The organism is Streptosporangium sp. NPDC000239, assembly GCF_040300765.1.
Classification (GTDB): Bacteria; Actinomycetota; Actinomycetes; order Streptosporangiales; family Streptosporangiaceae; genus Streptosporangium.
Map to the genome: position 1 here is coordinate 358,376 of NZ_JBEPEI010000005.1, position 15,618 is coordinate 373,993.

Consider the following 15,618-nt stretch of genomic DNA (forward strand, 5'->3'; position numbering starts at 1 on the left):
CCCTAGTGAACCGCTCACCCCAGCCGGGCGGCCCGCGTCTCCAGATAACGCCGCTCGGGCAGGCTGGTGGTACGGCGCGCCGCCCTCCGGTAGCGCTCCCTGGCGGCCTCCCGCTCCCCGGCCATCTCCAGCAGGTGGGCGCGCACCGCGTCGAGCCGGTGGTGACCGGAGAGCCGCCCGTCGGAGTCGAGCGTCTCCAGCAGGGTCAGCCCCGCCCTCGGCCCCCGGACCATCGCCACGGCGACCGCGTGGTTGAGTGTGACCACGGGGCCGGGTGAGAGCCGGGAGAGCAGTTCGTACAGGGCGAGGATCTGCGGCCAGTCGGTCTCCTCCGGGCACGCGGCCTCGGTGTGGACCGCGGCGATCGCCGCCTGGAGCTGGTAGGGGCCGACCGCGGAGCGGGACAGCGCGTTCGTGACGAGAGCGACGCCCTCCTCGATGCGGACGCGGTTCCACAGGCCGCGGTCCTGTTCGGTGAGCGGGACCAGGGCGCCGTCCCGGCCGGTGCGCGCGGGCCGCCGCGCGTCGGTGAGCAGCATGAGCGCCAGCAGCCCGGCGACCTCACCGTCGCCGGGCAGCAGCCGGTGCAGGGCGCGGGTCAGCCTGATCGCCTCCCCGGTCAGCTCCCCGCTGTGCAGGTCGGGGCCTGAGGTCGCGGTGTGCCCCTCGGTGAAGACCAGGTACAGCACGTGCAGGACCGCCCGCAGCCGCTCGGCCCGTTCCTCACGCGGAGGCATGCCGAAGGGGATGCCGGTCGACCTGATGCGCTGTTTGGCCCGGCTGATGCGCTGGGCCATGGTCGCCTCGGGGATGAGGAAGGCCCGGGCGATCTGCGCCGTGGTCAGCCCTCCGACGGCGCGCAGGGTGAGCGCGACCTGGGAGGAGGCGCTCAGCGCCGGATGGCAGCACAGGAACAGCAGAGTGAGCGTGTCGTCCCGGCCCGGAGGCCGCTCCTGCTCCGGGCTCGGCACGACCGACTCGTCGGCGGGCGCGCGGAAGGCGGCCGTGACCTCCCTGCGCCTGCGCGCCCGCTCGCTGCGCCACTCGTCGGCGAGCCTGCGGGAGGCCACCGTGACCAGCCAGCCCCTCGGGCTCTGCGGCACCCCCTCCTTCGGCCACCGTACGGCCGCGGCGAGCAGCGCCTCCTGAACGGCGTCCTCACACGCGTCGAAGTGCCCGTGGCGGCGGACGAGCGCGCCCAGGACCCGCGGCGCCAGCTCGCGCAGCAGATCCTCGACGTTCACATCCCGGCGGGGATCGTCAGTGACCACCTCTCCACCCTCGCCGCCGCGGGGCCGGGCTGTCGACTCCGCGTGTGCCGGTCTCAGGGCAGCGGGGGCAGGCGGGAGCCGTACAGCCAGGCGGACAGGACACCGTCGAAGGAGCGCGTCGTGTACTGCAGCGCCAGGTCCAGGAACGCCTCGGTGCTGACGTTCCCGTGCCGGTTGGCCGTGGTCCACTCGCGCAGCAGCGCGAAGAACATCCGGTCGCCCAGGATGCGCCGCAGCGCGTGCAGGGTGAGCGCGCCGCGCTTGTAGACGCGGTCGTCGAACAGCCGCCGCGCCCCGGGGTCGGCGAGCACGAAGTCCTGGGGAAGCGCGGACAGGCGCCGGTGCCAGCGCGCCGCGTGAGCGTCGGCGCTCTCCTCGCCGCAGGCCTCCGACCAGATCCACTCCGCGTAGCAGGCGAAGCCCTCGTGCAGCCAGATGTCACGCCAGTCGGCGGCCGTCAGGCTGTTGCCGAACCACTGGTGCGCCAGCTCGTGGGCGACCAGCCGTTCCTCGCCGCGCCTGCCGTCCACGTGGTTGAGGCCGAAGATCGACATGCCCTGGGCCTCGATCGGGATCTCCAGCTCGTCGTTGACGACGACCGCGGTGTAGGAGCCGAACGGGTACGGGCCGAACCGCTCGGAGAAGACCGCGAGCATCCGCTCCTGCCTGCCGAAGTCGTTGCGGGCCCTGGCCGCCGCCCCCTGCGGAAAGGCCAGGCGTACCCCCTCTCCCGTCTCGGCCAGCTGGTAGCGGCCGATCTGCACGCTGGCCAGATAGGTCGCCATCGGCTCGGCCTGCTCGTAGACCCACGTGGTCGCCGAGGAGGCCCGCCGTCTGCCGGTCAGCTCGCCGTTGGCGATCACCGTGTACGGCGAGGCCGTCGTCACCGAGATCCGGTAGGAGGCCTTGTCGTCCGGCCGGTCGTTGCACGGGAACCACGAGGGCGCCCCGATCGGCTGGCTGGCCACGATGACGCCGTCGGTGAGCTGTTCCCAGCCCAGCTCACCCCAGTGGCTGGCGACGGGCCGGGGAGCGCCCGCGTAGCGCACCTCGACGGTGAGCGGACCCGGTTCGATCCGCTCCCGTCCCTTCGGGGAGAGGTGCAGCTTGCCGCCGTGGTGGGCGAAGCGCGCCGCCCTGCCGTCGAGCAGCACCCCGTCGACGCGCAACGCCCCCAGATCCAGGGACAGGCGGGTGAGCGGCCGCAGCGCCCGCGCCGAGATCCTGGCCACGCCGCCCAGCCTGTTGGGGCCGACCCGGTAGTCCAGGGAGAGGTCGTAGTGCTCGACCCGGTAGGCGTCGTCACCGTGCGAGGGAAAGTAGGGGGGACGGGGGGTGTTCGCGACCACGTACTTCCTGTGTGCCTTCCTGCGACGCGGGGACGCCTACGCGCGCTTGTGCCACGCCGCGATCGGGTTGCCGAACCAGCGGGTCGCCCGAGGCACCGACTCGCCGCGCATCACCAGGGACGCCGGTCCGACCGTGGTGTTCTCCCCGATCGTCGCCGCGGGCAGCACCACCCCGTGCGGGCCGAGCGTCGCCCCGTCCCGCAGAACGACAGTATCGATGCTCATGACCCGGTCATGGAACAGGTGGGTCTGCAACACGCAGCCCCGGTTCACCGAGACCCCGTCGCCCAGGGTCACCAGGTCGATCTCCGGCAGCCAGTACGTCTCACACCACACGCCCCGGCCGACGCGCGCGCCCATCGAGCGCAGCCACAGGTTCAGCGGCGCGGTGCCCAGCCACATCCTGGCGAACCAGGGCGCGGCCAGCACCTCGGTGAAGTTGTCCGCCAGCTCGTTGCGCCAGACGAAGGAGCTCCACAGCGGCCGGTCGCCCACCGTGATCCGGCCGAGCAGGACCCACTTGGCCACGGTGGTGACCGCGGCGGCCAGCACCCCGGCGCCGAGCAGGACCACCCCGCCCAGCAGCGCCGCGACCGCGAAGCCGTACGAACGGGTCAGCCACAGCAGGCACAGCGCCACGAGCACGGCGAGCGCGACCGTGCACATCGCGGGCACGACACGGCACAGTTCGACCGCGGCACGGGCGGCCCGCAGCCGGGCGGGCGGGTCGTAGGTGCGGCTGCGGTCGGTCTCCTCGGCGGTACGGCGCAGCTCGACCGGCGGCATGCCCAGGTAGGACGAACCGGCCTTGGCCTTCTTCGGCGCGGCGGACAGCACCGCGACCAGCCCGTCCTTGGGCACCTTGCGGCCGGGGGCGGTCATCCCCGAGTTGCCGAGGAAGGCGCGTTTGCCGATCCGCACCTGGCCGACCCGCAGCCGCCCGGCGTCCAGCTCGTACGGCGCGACCATCGTGTCGTCGGCGAGGAACGCGCCGTCTCCGACGGAGGTCATCGAGGGAAGCGCCAGCACCGTGGACAGCTCGGCGTCCCGGCCGACCCGCATGCCGAGGGCGCGCAGCCAGACGGGGGTCGCCATGCTGGCGTACAGCGGGAACAGCCAGAACCGTGCCATCGACATCAGCCGCCCCGTCGCCCACGCCTGCCAGGCCTGGCGGCTGTGCACCGGGTGGCTGCCCGGCCGCAGGCCGATCGCGAGCAGCCGTACCAGGACCAGGATCGACAGGGCCGTGCAGGCCATCCACACGAGGGTGGCGACCGGCACCCGGTACAGCAGCTCGGCGGGCGAGGCCGGGGCCCCGCCCATCAGCACGACCAGCGCGGGCAGCGCGGCGACGACGGGAACCAGGCCGAGCAGCGGCGCGGACAGGCCGTAGACGGCGGCCCAGCGGGGGGAGCGCGGCGGCCTGCTTCCCGGGGTGTGGCGAGCCTTGCCCATCCTGATCGCGGGAGCCCCGGCCCAGCGCTCCCCGGCCGGAACGGCGCCCGCGACCGCTGAGCCCGGAGCGACCTGCGCGTTCTTGCCGACCCTCGCGCCGGGGAACAGGGTCGAGCGGGCACCGATCGTGGCGGAGGCGCCGATCTTGATCTCGCCGACCCGCACCCGGTCACCGTCGATCCAGTAGCCGTTCAGATCGACCTCGGGCTCGACGGCGGCGTTCCTGCCCAGCTTGAGCATGCCGGTGACGGGCGGGGCGGAGTGCAGGTCGGCGTCCGCGCCCACCTGGGCGCCCAGCGCCCGCGCGTAGTGGGTCAGGAAGGGCGCGGCCGACAGCTCCATGACCCCGAGCCGTTCGGCGAACCGCTCGGCGAACCACAGCCTCAGGTGCGTGGAGCCGCCCCGCGGGTAGGAGCCGGGGCGCAGGCCGCGCAGCAGCAGCCTGGCCACGCCCGCGGCCAGCGCGATCCGTCCGGCGGGGGAGACGAAGAGCACCGTCCCGGCCAGCACCCACCACCACGAGACGACGGGCGCGCCGGGCACGATCAGATTGGTCAGCGCGACCAGGCCGACCAGCCAGCGCAGCACGCCCGCGGTGAGCAACGGCACGGTGAGCGCCGCCTGCACGAGCGAGGCGCGGCGCGGCATCGGCGCGACGACCCGCTTCGTGGTCGCCGTCTCCGTGGAGTCCCCGGCCGACAGGTGCGCGGCGAGCCGCCGCAGCGTCGGGTGCTCGTAGACGTCCCCGACGGTCACCGAGGGATGACGCTCCCGCAGCGCGGAGACCAGCCGGGCCGCGGCGAGACTGGTGCCGCCCTCGGCGAAGAAGTCGCCCTCGGTCCCGCCGAGGACGTTCTGCCAGCACTCGGCCACCCACGGGTCCACGTCCACCTGCCGCTGCGCCTGCCGGGGCAGCGGCCAGGGCAGGGCGTCACGGTCGATCTTGCCCGAGGTGCGGGTCGGCAACTCCTCGACCAGCGCGATACGCGGGACCAGCGCGGCGGGCAGCGCGTCGAGCAGCCTCTTCCTGGCGTCCGCCTGGTCGAACCCCTCGCCGGGCACGACGTAGCCGACGAGCAGCTGGTGCCCGCCACCGGTGGTGCGCACCGCGGCCGCGGCCCCCGCGACGCCGGGCAGCGCCTGCAGGGCGGAGTCGACCTCACCCAGCTCGATCCGGCGTCCGCCCAGTTTGACCTGTTCGTCCGCCCTGCCGACGAACAGCAGTCCCTCGGGCTCGGCCCGCACCAGGTCACCGCTGCGGTAGGCGCGCTCCCAGCCGAGGGAGACCAGCGGGGCGTACCGCTCGGCGTCCTTGGCCTGGTCCAGGTAGCGGGCCAGGCCGACGCCGCCGATGACCAGCTCGCCGGTCTCGCCCATGGGCAGCGGGTCGCCGCCCGCGTCGACGACGGCCAGCTCCCACCCGGCCAGCGGCAGGCCGATCCGCACCGGCCCCTCCCCGGTCAGCGGGGCGGCGCACGCCACCACGGTCGCCTCCGTGGGCCCGTAGGTGTTCCACACCTCCCGCCCCGGTACGGCCAGCCGCTCGGCCAGCTCGGGCGGGCACGCCTCCCCGCCGAAGATCAGCAGCCGGACGTCGTCGAGCGTCTCGACCGGCCAGAGCGCGGCCAGCGTCGGCACCGTGGACACCACCGTGATGCCCATCTCGGTCAGCCAGGGACCCAGGTCCATGCCGGTGCGCACCAGCGCGCGGGGCGCGGGGACCAGGCAGGCGCCGTGCCGCCAGGCCAGCCACATCTCCTCACAGGAGGCGTCGAAGGCGACCGAGAGCCCGGCCAGCACCCGGTCTCCCGGCCCCAGCGGCTCGTCGGTCAGGAACAGGCCGGCCTCGGCGTCGACGAACGCCGCCGCGCTGCGGTGGGAGACCGCGACGCCCTTCGGCTTGCCCGTCGAACCCGAGGTGAAGATGATCCACGCGTCGTCGTCGGGGCAGGGAGGCGCGGCGGACTCCCGGCTCAGGGAACCGCCGAGGGGGCCGGAGATCGTGATCGCCGCGCCCTCGCCCACGACGGCGCTCACCGCGGCCTCGCCGAAGACCAGCTCGGCCCGCTCCTCGGGGTCGTCCGCGTCGACCGGTACGTAGGCCGCGCCCGCCGTCAGCGTGGCCAGGATCGCGACGTAGAGATCGACGGTGCCGGAGGGCACCCGGATGCCGACCCGGTCGCCGCGTCCCACGCCCGCCGCGCGCAGTTCCCGCGCCATCCGGTCCACCCGCTCGCGCAGGCCGGCGTAGTCGAGCCTGGTCCGCCCGTCGTCGAGGGCGGCGGCGTCGGGGTGGCGCCGCGTGGTCTCGTCGAGGATGTCGATCAGCGTGCGGGCGGGCGCGGCGGGCCCTCCCGAGAGGGTCGCCTGGGCCGGGGCGTGCTCGATGTCCACCGTGGTCGGATGCAAGGTCTCTCCAGTCGGACGACCGAGGCGCGCGCCGGATCACGCTCGCCGCATGTGGCTCCCTGTGAGTCCACTCGTTGCCGTCGCCATCCGACGATCCTAGAACACCCGCTATTCAGACATTTTCGGTCTTTTGGCGTTATGGCTGGTCAATGGGGGGCCACGACTTCCCCAGGTCAAAGCGATCACGGGGTGCGAGGCCGTACGGGGAGTGTGATTCCTGCCACTTTCCGTGCGTGGTCCAGGATGTGTGCCGAGTGGCGTTGTCGCAGGTCCGAAGGCTTTCCCGGAAGTTAACCCGATTGTCGGCCGCTGTTCTTCCCGTTGTGTGTGACGAGAAACTCCCGCGCCTTGCCGCCCTCGTGGGTCCACGATGCCCCGTCGATCATCGTGGCAATTATTTGTTCATACTTTAGAAAGGCGGGGTTAATTAAAGGGAGAGGCGAACCGATATTTCCGGGCGTAGGGGATTGGGATCTTCCCCGGCGCCGGAGGACCAGGGCCCCCGCCCCGGTCACACCTTCCGGGCTATCGTACGGCGGCGCCGCGCAGCAGCGGCAGGACGTGCGCCCCGACCCGGTAGGCCTCCTCAAGGTGAGGCACCCCGCCCAGGACGAACGCCTCGACGCCGAGCCCGATCAGCTCGTCGAGCCGCGCCGCCACCTGCCGGTAGTCACCGACCAGCCCGAAGGCGGGGCCCGCGCGCAGCACGTGGAACCCGCCCCACACGTTGGGTGAGATCTCAAGCGCGCGGTAACCGCCCCGCGCGCCGTTCCCGCCGGAGCCCATGTCCTGACCCCGCTGCCAGCCGACGGAGTCGCCCAGCCCGACGTAGGCCGGGGTCGCGGCGGGGCCGGGCCGCGACCAGCCGCGCTCGACCTCCTGCCAGGCCTCCTCCTCGGTCTCCCTGGCCAGCACGTCGAGCCGTACGGCGAACCTCGGGGCACGGCCGACGCCCACACTGTGCTCACGCACCTGCTCGAACTTGGCGGCCAGCGCGGCCGGGGGCTCCAGCCAGGAAAGGTAGTAGTCGGCGTGCCTGCCCGCCGCGGCGATCGCCGCCTTCGACGAGCCGGTGAAGAAGACCTCGGGGAACGGCTGCCCGGCCAGCGCCGGGGGCAGGCCGCCACCCCGCACCCGGTAGAAGCGGCCCTCGTGGTCGTAGGAGTGGTCGGCGGCGTACCAGACCCCCCTGAGCACGTCGAGGAACTCCGAGGTGCGGGCGTAGCGGTCGTCGTGCTCGACCCTGTCCCCCCACCACAGCTGCTGCGGGCCGCCACCGCCCGAGATGACGTTGTAGACCGCCCGCCCGCCGGTGGCCAGCTGCAGGCTCGCCGTCATCCGCGCCGCCTGAACCGGGTGCAGGAACCCGGGCTGGAAGGCGATCATGAACCGGTAGGTGCTGGTCTCCCTGGCGAGCGCCGCCGCGGCGGCCCACGGGTCGTCGGTGTGCGGGAAGGAGGGCAGCAACGCCCCGACGAAACCGGACGCCTCCGTCGCCTTGGCCACCTCCGCCAGATAGTCGACGTGACTGTAGCCGTCGGGCTTGCCGTGCCTGAGGCCGGGCGCCAGCCCGCCGACCGCGCCGGGGGCGAAACCGCCCCGGCTCGCGGTCCCCTTCCTGCGCAGCGACGGCTGGTCGCCCTCCATGGCCATTCGCCAGTAGAAGTCAACCGGCATTATGGATCTCCTTAGCCAACAGCGGGAGCAGGTGTTCTCCCAGCCGGTAGGTCTCCTCCAGGTGCGGTTCCACCTCCAGAAAGAACGCGGAGACACCCCTGTCGAGGTAGCCGCGGATCGCCGCGGCGACGTTCTCGTAGGACCCGACCAGGCCGGCACCCCCGAAGCCGTGCCACAGTCTCGTACCGCGTTCCGGCTCGGGGAAGGTCTCCCGTGTTCCCGAGCGCAGGAGCCACAGCCGCAGGGCGTCCCTGCGCGCCTCGTCGTCGTCCTCCCTGGCCAGCACAGGCAGGCGCAGGCCGTACGCCAGGTCGCGGCCGAACTGGGCGGCGAGCGCCTGCAGTTCGGCGATCGCGGGGTCCAGGTCGTCCTCGGGGCCGAAGACGTGCAGGTCGGCGTGGCGGGCGGACAGTGACATCGCCTCGGCGGAGGTGCCGGAGAGCTGGACGCGGGGGAACTCCCGGCCGGAGAGAGGGAACAGCAGGCCTCCGCCGAGCACCTCGTAGAAACGCCCGGCGAAACCGTAGTCCTCCTCGTGCCACACCCCCCTGGCCACGGTGAGGAACTCCTCGGCGCGGGCGTAACGTTCCGTGCCCTCGACGAAGTCGCCCTGGGAGCGGGCCACCCGGGGGTCGAGGTCGACGGCCAGCCGCCAGTCGAGACGGTCGCCGGAGAAGCGTTGCAGCGACGCCGACAGTTTGGCCGCGTACACCGGGGTCGCGATTCCCGCGTGGAACTCCGCCGAGACCCGCATGTGCCGGGAACCGCGCAGCAGCCCTCCGGCCACGATCAGCGAGTCCTGTCCCGCGGGGTCGAAGGGCGCCAGTACCCCGCCCAGCCCGGCCAGCTCGGCCGCCCTGCCGATCCTGGCCAACCGCTCGTACGGCCCCGCCGCGCTGGGCCGTACGTCGGTGACGAACCCCGGCAACGTGGGAAAGGTGCTCGTGCCGTCCTCTGCGGGCAGGGTCAGATGGAACTCGGGTCTCACGTGCGAGCCCCCTGCTGAATCGCCACGGAAAACCTCGGAGCGGCGAAAGGGGACGTAAGTGCGTCACTCCGGTGCATACCGGAACGAACAGTCATCGAAATCCTTTCTGCGTAGGGACTTCAGGTTTCAGTCCTGCGGAAACGTGTTTCGGTGCTGCGCCCGGCGAGGAGGGCTCACTTTTCCCGCCGCCGGGCAGGGGTCCCCAGACAGTGATCGTAAGATAAAAACTCACAAAATCCACGAAGAGTCCGATATTTCCCACAAAAGATGGCGGTTGTGAGGCTTCAGGTACCCCTGTTCACTGCCGAAGCCTTCAGGGTCACCCGCCACGCGCCGCCGCCAGGGCGAACCTCCACGGCGTCGGTCCGCGTCACGGGCTCCCGGCGGGGCATGACGACGGCGCGGCGGCAGGCCCCGCGATTCCGGCGCGCGCGCTCCGCGGCAGATGTCCTCGAAGTCCCGCAGGCTTTACGGACAGGGCGAAATCGACTTTCTCCACCGCGTCCTACCGGGCCCGCCGGTCGCCCTTCCGTGGCTCTGGGGACCGGCGCGCTCCCCGGCCCTCGTGACCGAGGTGATCTCGGCTGTCGAGTACGGCTACGGCCTGGCGCTCACGCGGGCCTTCGGGACCCTCGTGGCGGGCCGCGAACGTCAATAAGGTGACGATTCCACCTGCGGGGTGCCGCGAACGAATCCATCCGTTCTTCTCGTCGGTCGTATACGTCTGGGGATTTCCAGATCTCCGCCGAGATGGATAATGAGGCTTGTGAGATGAATTATCGGTTTAGTGAGCCTTTTTCATCTTCTGGCGCTGGGCCGCTGGTCACAGCATGATCGCGAGTTGCGGATTCGGCGTGTGACATAGAGAAACCCCTGTTAGGCGGGTTGATCACCACAATCACCGCGTCCGAACCAGAGGTCTCTGCGTGCTGTTCTATCGCGCTGCCGTTGATTTGTCGCGTTCAACGCTGAACTACGTTGCCGGGCTGATCCGCCGTCGTCGCAAGGCGATCGGATCGACGTGGCGGCTGCTCAACCCCGGCCGGCAGGCCCTGCTGGTGCTGGTCTATCCGCGCAAGGACGAGACGTTCACCGAGATCGGCGCCGGCTTCGGGGTGTCGGCGACGACGGCCTGGCGGTACGTGGAGGAGACCGTCACGCTGCTGTCAGCCCGCTCACCCAAGCTCACACCGGCGTTGCGGAAGGCGGAGAAAGCCGGGCTGACCCACATGATCCTGGACGGGACGCTCATCCCCACCGGCCGCGTTCGGGCCGACCGCCCCACTTCTCAGGCAGGCATCGGGTGCACGGGATGAACGTGCAGGTCATCGCAGGTCCGGATGGGACGATCCTGTGGACGTCCGGCGCGATGTCGGGCAAGACCCACGACCTGACCGCCGCCAGAGCATGGGGCATTCCGCGCGAAGCGGAGAAGGCGGGGATCCTCACCCCGGCCGACAAGGATTACCAAGGGATCGGGGGCTCCGTCGTCATCACCCCGTACAAGGGCAAGAACAAGCCGGAGCCCCAGAAGCGGGCCAACCGATCGCATGCCAAGCTTTGTGGGCCCGGCGAGCGCGCGAACACGCAGCTCACGTCATGGAGAATCCTCCGGAAGCCGCGCTGCAGCCCCAGCAAGGCCGGTCACCTCGTCAAGGCCATCGCTGTTCTTCAGAACCATCGCATCGCTCAGGCCGCCCGAGGACGAAACGGGTTCATTAAGGTGGCTTCGGCGAACGGTCTCAACATCTCAGGACGTTCCAAACCTGATGACTTCTTGCTCTCCTTGTCTCCCACCGGTCCCGAAGACAACACGGTGCTGAGCCTGGGAGTCACCTCATACTGCGTCTGGCCGAACGGTACGCCGGAGCCCTCGTCTGGCTCCTGACCTCTTCTCCGACCGTCATTGGGCCGTCCCCCCCGGCGAACGGCTGTGTGCCAAGGCTCTGTCCTGGTCGAAAGCAGCCCGGAGCCCGGCCGTCCGGTGAAACGGCCGGGCGGTTCGGGGGCCTCAGGCGGTGGTGCTGGTGATGACGGCGAACAGGGCGCCGTGGTGGTCGGCGAGCACGGCGAAGCAGCCGACGCCGGGCACGTCCGAGGCGGGCACGTGGACGGCCCCGCCGAGCTGCTCGGCCAGGGCCACGGTCGCCTCACAGGAGGCGACTTCGAAGTAGGGCAGCCAGTGCGGCCTGCCACCCTCCTGAAGCGGCATGAGCCCGCCCTGGTCGGCGTTCTCCCCCTCGGCGGGGGAGACCACGACGTAGGTCATGTCGCCGAACGGAGTCTCCTGGGCCCGCCATCCGAAGACCGCCTGGTAGAAGGAGCGGGCGACGTCGGGGTTCGGGACGTACAGTTCGGTCCAGGTCAGGGAGCCGGGGACGGTGGCCAGGTCGAAACCCGTGGTCGCGACGGGCTGCCAGACGGCGAACTCGGCCCCCTCGGGGTCGGTGAAACCGGCCATCCGGCCCTCGCCGAAGACGTCGTGGGGACCGAAGCGCACCGTGCCGCCCGCCTGCTCGACGGCCTTGGCCGTGGCATCGGCGTCGTCGGTGCCGAAGTAGAGGGTCCAGGCGGAGATCGCCCCCGCGTCGAGCGGTCCGACTGCGGCGACGGTCCTGCCGTCGAGCTGGAGGAAACCGTAGTCTCCGGCCTCGGGACCGGCGGCCTGGAAACTCCAGCCGAACAGGGAGCCGTAGAAGGCGGCCGAGGCCGCGACGTCGGGCGAACCCAGGTCGATCCAGCCGGGGGCGCCGGGGACGTGGTCAGTGGTGATCATGGCGTGCTTCCTGAGGAGGAGGATCAAGGACGTGTCCTCCGGAGACCACCACTGCGGGAAGGCGCCCCCTTCGGATCGCGCACAGCATCGCAGGGGCGACCGACAATTCCCGGCGCGCGATCAGAGGGCCCAGGTCGGCCGATATTCGACGTGCAATCTGCCCGAACGTCTCCGCCGGCCGAAGTCGATCTCCGCGCAGAAGTGGCCGTCCGGCCGCTCCGCCAGGTGGGCGGGGGCCTCGGTGACCAGCGGACGGATCATGGTGGCGCCCGTGCGCAGGAACGCCTCTGGACCGCCGACGACGAAAAGCGTCCTGGCGGCCACGGCGAAGTGGAGGTGGTCGTGATACTCCCGGTGGGCGACCCGGTCGTGGTCGATCGTGTCCGCGTCGGGGAAGACGTCCCCGGGAGGCGACACGGTGTGCGGACGTCCCGTTCCCAGCCTGGCCCGTACGGCGGGCCAGCGCGACGGGGGGAACCGCATGGAGTGGTGGACGAGCACCAGGTCCAGGGGCTCCACACCGGAGTCAGAAGCCGGTTCCTCCGGCGGGAGGTTGGCCCGCATGGGCAGGTGGACCAGCGAGTGACGGGAACGCGCGGCCAGCCCCCACGCCATGGCCAGTACGGCCGCCGCCTCACGGTCCACATACATGGCCAGGGCCCAGCCTCCGTCGTCGAAGAGGAAGGCCCGTCGTGGTGGCCGGTCGGGCCACAGCACCCGGTACTCGTCGCGGCCGAGCCGTACCCGGCTGATCCGCATCCGCTGTCCCGTCCGGGAAGAGCGCGTCATCCGGGAAGGCGCAGGAACGACGGGGGAACGTGGTCGGTGAGCCAGACGCCGTTGGCACTGATCCGGAACTCGTGACCCGCGGCCCGCATCGCCGCGGCGTCCACGACGAGGACGACCGGGACACCCCTGCGGGATCCGACCCGGGTCGCGGTCTCCCGGTCGGGGGAGAGGTGCACGTGGTGGCGGTTCATCGGCCGCAACCCCTCGGCGCGGATCGCGGCCAGGTTGCGCGCGACCGTGCCGTGGTAGAGGGTCGCGGGCGGCTCCGCCACGGGAAGGCCGAGGTCGACGGCGACGGAGTGGCCCTGGTTGGCCCGGATGCGGCCGTCCTCGATGACGTATCTCCGCTTGTCGTTGTCGGCGACGACCTGTTCCAGCTCGGCCGGGGAGAAGGGGAAGCCGTGCGCGGCGGCGGCCGTCAGGAGCGTGTCGACCTCGACCCAGCCACCGGCGTCGAGGGTGATCCCGATCCGCTCGGGCCGGTGCCGCAGGTGCTTGGCGAGATACTTGGAGATCCGCACCGTCCGCCGTTCGTCCATCACAGCCTTTCCAGGACGCCGCACCCGTGCTCCGGGCGGGCGGCCTCCACCGTTTCCCATGGATTCTCACGCGTCCGCGCGGGGCGGGCCAACACGTTTTCGCGCTCGCCCGCCCCGGCGTTCGTCCGGTCACCGGTCCCGGAGGAAGGCGAGCATCTCGGTGCGGGTGCCCTCGTCCGGCTCGACGGCCGAGGCCCGCCGTACCCAGTCCCGGGCCTGATCGGGTACGGCCTCCTCGGGCCAGGCGGACAGGGCGGCCCAGGGGGCGTCGCCCGGAGACCTGCGGAGGAAGGCCAGGACGCTGAGCAGGCTGTTCAGCCTGCCGAGAGTGGCCTGCCGGGTGGCGAGGAGCTCGGCGAAGCGGCGAATGACGGGCAGGGCGTCGGGGTAGTCGTCCATGTCCTCGGCCGGCCCACCCTGTGCCAGGGCGGTCAGTATGTCCCCCGCGCCGTCGAGCAGGGCGTCGTCGACCTCCGCTTCGAGGAGTGCCGAGTACAGGTCACCGGTCGTGGCCGCGAGGTGGGCCAGGTACTCGTTCATGATGTCGTTGCGGAAGCCGTACCGCAGCAGCCAGGCCTTGATCTCCGGATCGTCGCAGTCCTTCGTGGGAGGAGAGCCGGGCGACGGGACGAACATCGGTACCGGCGAGGGGATCGGCCGGAAACGACAAAAGCCCCAGACTCTCGGCGCGCGCCGTGAGCTGGAGCTTCGTCTGTCCGTCGACCAGGCCGGGCCTGGCGGTGAATTCTGGTGGACGATACAGGGATTGAACCTGTGACCTCTTCCGTGTCAGGGAAGCGCTCTCCCGCTGAGCTAATCGTCCTCGTTGAAGAACCAGAGGTGGAGACGGGATTTGAACCCGTGTACACGGCTTTGCAGGCCGTTGCCTCGCCTCTCGGCCACTCCACCGGAGTGAGAGCCCGAAGACCCTTCGAGCGGAAGACGGGATTCGAACCCGCGACCCTCACCTTGGCAAGGTGATGCTCTACCACTGAGCCACTTCCGCGTGTTTTCGCCGGGTGTTTTCCCTGCGGCAACGAGAGAACTCTAGCGGGTTTTCCGAGTGCTTGCGTAACCGCGGTCAGCCGGGGCCGCGGAGACGCGGCGAAACCACGTTCGACGGCGGGCAGGTGATCCGTGGCCGCAGGAGCGTCCTGTCCTCCACCGTCGGCGACTGTCGGCGTGGGTCCACCCCGTCCAGGCGGAATTCGTCCCATCGGGCTCAGTGCGGTAGAAACACCAGGTGGAGTCGTTGAAACTGGGGTCGCTCGAGGTCTGGCCTCCGGTGGTCCTCGCCCCCATGGCGGGCATCACCAACGCGCCGTTCCGCACGCTGTGCCGGGAGCAGGGCGGGGGGCTGTTCGTCTGCGAGATGATCACCACCAGGGCGCTGGTCGAGCGCAACGCCAAGACGCTCAAGATGATCCGCTTCGGCCCCGGCGAGAGCCCGCGCAGCCTCCAGCTCTACGGGGTCGATCCGGCGACCGTGGGCAGGGCGGTCCGCATGGTCGCGGAGGAGGACCTGGCCGACCACGTCGACCTCAACTTCGGCTGCCCGGTGCCCAAGGTGACCCGGCGAGGCGGCGGGTCGGCGCTGCCGTACAAGCGGAACCTGCTGCGGGCCATTCTGCGTGAGGCCGTGCGCAACGCGGGGACGCTGCCGGTGACGATGAAGATGCGCAAGGGCATCGACGACGACCACCTCACCTACCTGGACGCCGGGCGCATCGCCGTCGAGGAGGGGATCGCCGCGGTCGCCCTGCACGGCCGTACGGCGGTGCAGCACTACGGCGGCACGGCCGACTGGGACTCCATCGCGCGGCTGAAGGAGGCGGTGACCGAGATCCCGGTGCTCGGCAACGGCGACATCTGGAGCGCCGAGGACGCGATGCGGATGATGGCGCGGACGGGCTGCGACGGTGTCGTCGTCGGCCGGGGCTGTCTGGGGCGCCCCTGGCTGTTCGCCGACCTGGCGGCGGCGTGCGCCGGTGGCGCCGAGGTGGCCAGGCCGACGCTGGGACAGGTCGCCGCGACGATGGACCGGCACGCGACGCTGCTCACCGAGTGCTTCGGCAGCGAGCAGCACGCCGTCGCCGACTTCCGCAAACACGTCGGCTGGTACCTCAAGGGCTTCGTGGTCGGCGCCGACCTGCGCCGCCGCCTGGCCACCGCGGAGACCCTGGACGATCTCAGGCGGGGGCTGGCCGAGTTGGACCCCGGCCAGTCCTGGCCCGAGGGCGCCGACACCCCGCGCGGCAAGACCCATCCGCGTGAGCGCGTCCACCTGCCCGCCGGCTGGTTGGACGACCCCTACGAGATCGTCGTCCCGGACGCCGAGCTGGAGGTCTCGGGCGGCTGACCGGAG

At 71.3% G+C, this 15,618-nt stretch carries 10 protein-coding genes, 3 tRNA genes and 1 pseudogene; 2 read left to right on the top strand and 12 right to left on the bottom strand.

What is annotated here, in order from left to right:
• Positions 1-14: 14 nt before the first annotated feature.
• The 5 genes from ABT340_RS16715 to ABT340_RS16735 all read right to left on the bottom strand — a co-directional run bounded on the left by ABT340_RS16715 (position 15) and on the right by ABT340_RS16735 (position 9,149).
• Positions 15-1,271, bottom strand: a complete 1,257-nt coding sequence (locus ABT340_RS16715) for an RNA polymerase sigma factor (protein WP_352011628.1) — start codon at positions 1,269-1,271, stop codon at positions 15-17.
• A gap of 53 nt (positions 1,272-1,324) precedes the next feature.
• Positions 1,325-2,620 (bottom strand): M1 family metallopeptidase, encoded by a 1,296-nt coding sequence (locus tag ABT340_RS16720; protein WP_352011629.1) that lies wholly within the window; start codon positions 2,618-2,620, stop codon positions 1,325-1,327.
• Between the two features lie 36 nt (positions 2,621-2,656).
• Entirely contained in the window at positions 2,657-6,484 is a 3,828-nt protein-coding gene (locus ABT340_RS16725; protein WP_352011630.1) for a Pls/PosA family non-ribosomal peptide synthetase, read from the bottom strand.
• A gap of 525 nt (positions 6,485-7,009) precedes the next feature.
• Positions 7,010-8,161 carry an LLM class flavin-dependent oxidoreductase gene (locus tag ABT340_RS16730; RefSeq protein WP_352011631.1) on the bottom strand — a complete coding sequence of 384 codons (1,152 nt, stop codon included), beginning with the start codon at positions 8,159-8,161 and terminating at the stop codon, positions 7,010-7,012.
• Entirely contained in the window at positions 8,151-9,149 is a 999-nt protein-coding gene (locus tag ABT340_RS16735) for an LLM class flavin-dependent oxidoreductase (RefSeq protein ID WP_352011632.1), read from the bottom strand. The genes ABT340_RS16730 and ABT340_RS16735 overlap by 11 nt, the downstream gene beginning before the upstream one ends.
• 926 nt (positions 9,150-10,075) lie before the next feature.
• Between ABT340_RS16735 and ABT340_RS16740 the strand changes: the two are divergent.
• Positions 10,076-10,845, top strand: a pseudogene (locus tag ABT340_RS16740) (transposase family protein); the annotation flags it as partial.
• A 315-nt stretch (positions 10,846-11,160) separates the two neighbouring features.
• Here ABT340_RS16740 and ABT340_RS16745 read toward each other — a convergent pair.
• The 7 genes from ABT340_RS16745 to ABT340_RS16775 form a co-directional block, all read right to left on the bottom strand.
• Entirely contained in the window at positions 11,161-11,925 is a 765-nt protein-coding gene (locus ABT340_RS16745) for a VOC family protein (protein ID WP_352011633.1), read from the bottom strand.
• Between the two features lie 120 nt (positions 11,926-12,045).
• A complete protein-coding gene (locus ABT340_RS16750; RefSeq protein ID WP_352011634.1) occupies positions 12,046-12,714 on the bottom strand; it encodes a hypothetical protein in 669 nt (222 codons plus the stop codon).
• Positions 12,711-13,253, bottom strand: coding sequence for an RNA 2'-phosphotransferase (locus ABT340_RS16755; RefSeq protein ID WP_352011635.1), 543 nt, complete (start codon positions 13,251-13,253; stop codon positions 12,711-12,713). The genes ABT340_RS16750 and ABT340_RS16755 overlap by 4 nt, the downstream gene beginning before the upstream one ends.
• A 129-nt stretch (positions 13,254-13,382) precedes the next feature.
• Complete coding sequence (locus ABT340_RS16760; protein ID WP_352011636.1) at positions 13,383-13,889, bottom strand: hypothetical protein; 507 nt, start codon at positions 13,887-13,889, stop codon at positions 13,383-13,385.
• 112 nt (positions 13,890-14,001) lie between these two features.
• Positions 14,002-14,076, bottom strand: a tRNA-Val gene (locus tag ABT340_RS16765).
• 15 nt (positions 14,077-14,091) lie between these two features.
• Positions 14,092-14,162: transfer RNA gene (locus tag ABT340_RS16770), tRNA-Cys, on the bottom strand.
• A 25-nt stretch (positions 14,163-14,187) separates the two neighbouring features.
• Positions 14,188-14,259, bottom strand: a tRNA-Gly gene (locus ABT340_RS16775).
• Between the two features lie 237 nt (positions 14,260-14,496).
• Between ABT340_RS16775 and dusB the strand changes: the two genes are divergently transcribed.
• Positions 14,497-15,612, top strand: coding sequence for a tRNA dihydrouridine synthase DusB (gene dusB / locus ABT340_RS16780; protein WP_352011637.1), 1,116 nt, complete (start codon positions 14,497-14,499; stop codon positions 15,610-15,612).
• Positions 15,613-15,618 lie beyond the last annotated feature (6 nt).

Coding starts and splice junctions, on each gene's coding strand:
- ABT340_RS16755 (WP_352011635.1), bottom strand. CDS start 13,253: ATGGACGAACGGCGGACGGTGCGGATCTCCAAGTATCTCGCCAAGCAC.
- ABT340_RS16745 (WP_352011633.1), bottom strand. CDS start 11,925: ATGATCACCACTGACCACGTCCCCGGCGCCCCCGGCTGGATCGACCTG.
- ABT340_RS16730 (WP_352011631.1), bottom strand. CDS start 8,161: ATGCCGGTTGACTTCTACTGGCGAATGGCCATGGAGGGCGACCAGCCG.
- ABT340_RS16750 (WP_352011634.1), bottom strand. CDS start 12,714: ATGACGCGCTCTTCCCGGACGGGACAGCGGATGCGGATCAGCCGGGTA.
- ABT340_RS16760 (WP_352011636.1), bottom strand. CDS start 13,889: ATGTTCGTCCCGTCGCCCGGCTCTCCTCCCACGAAGGACTGCGACGAT.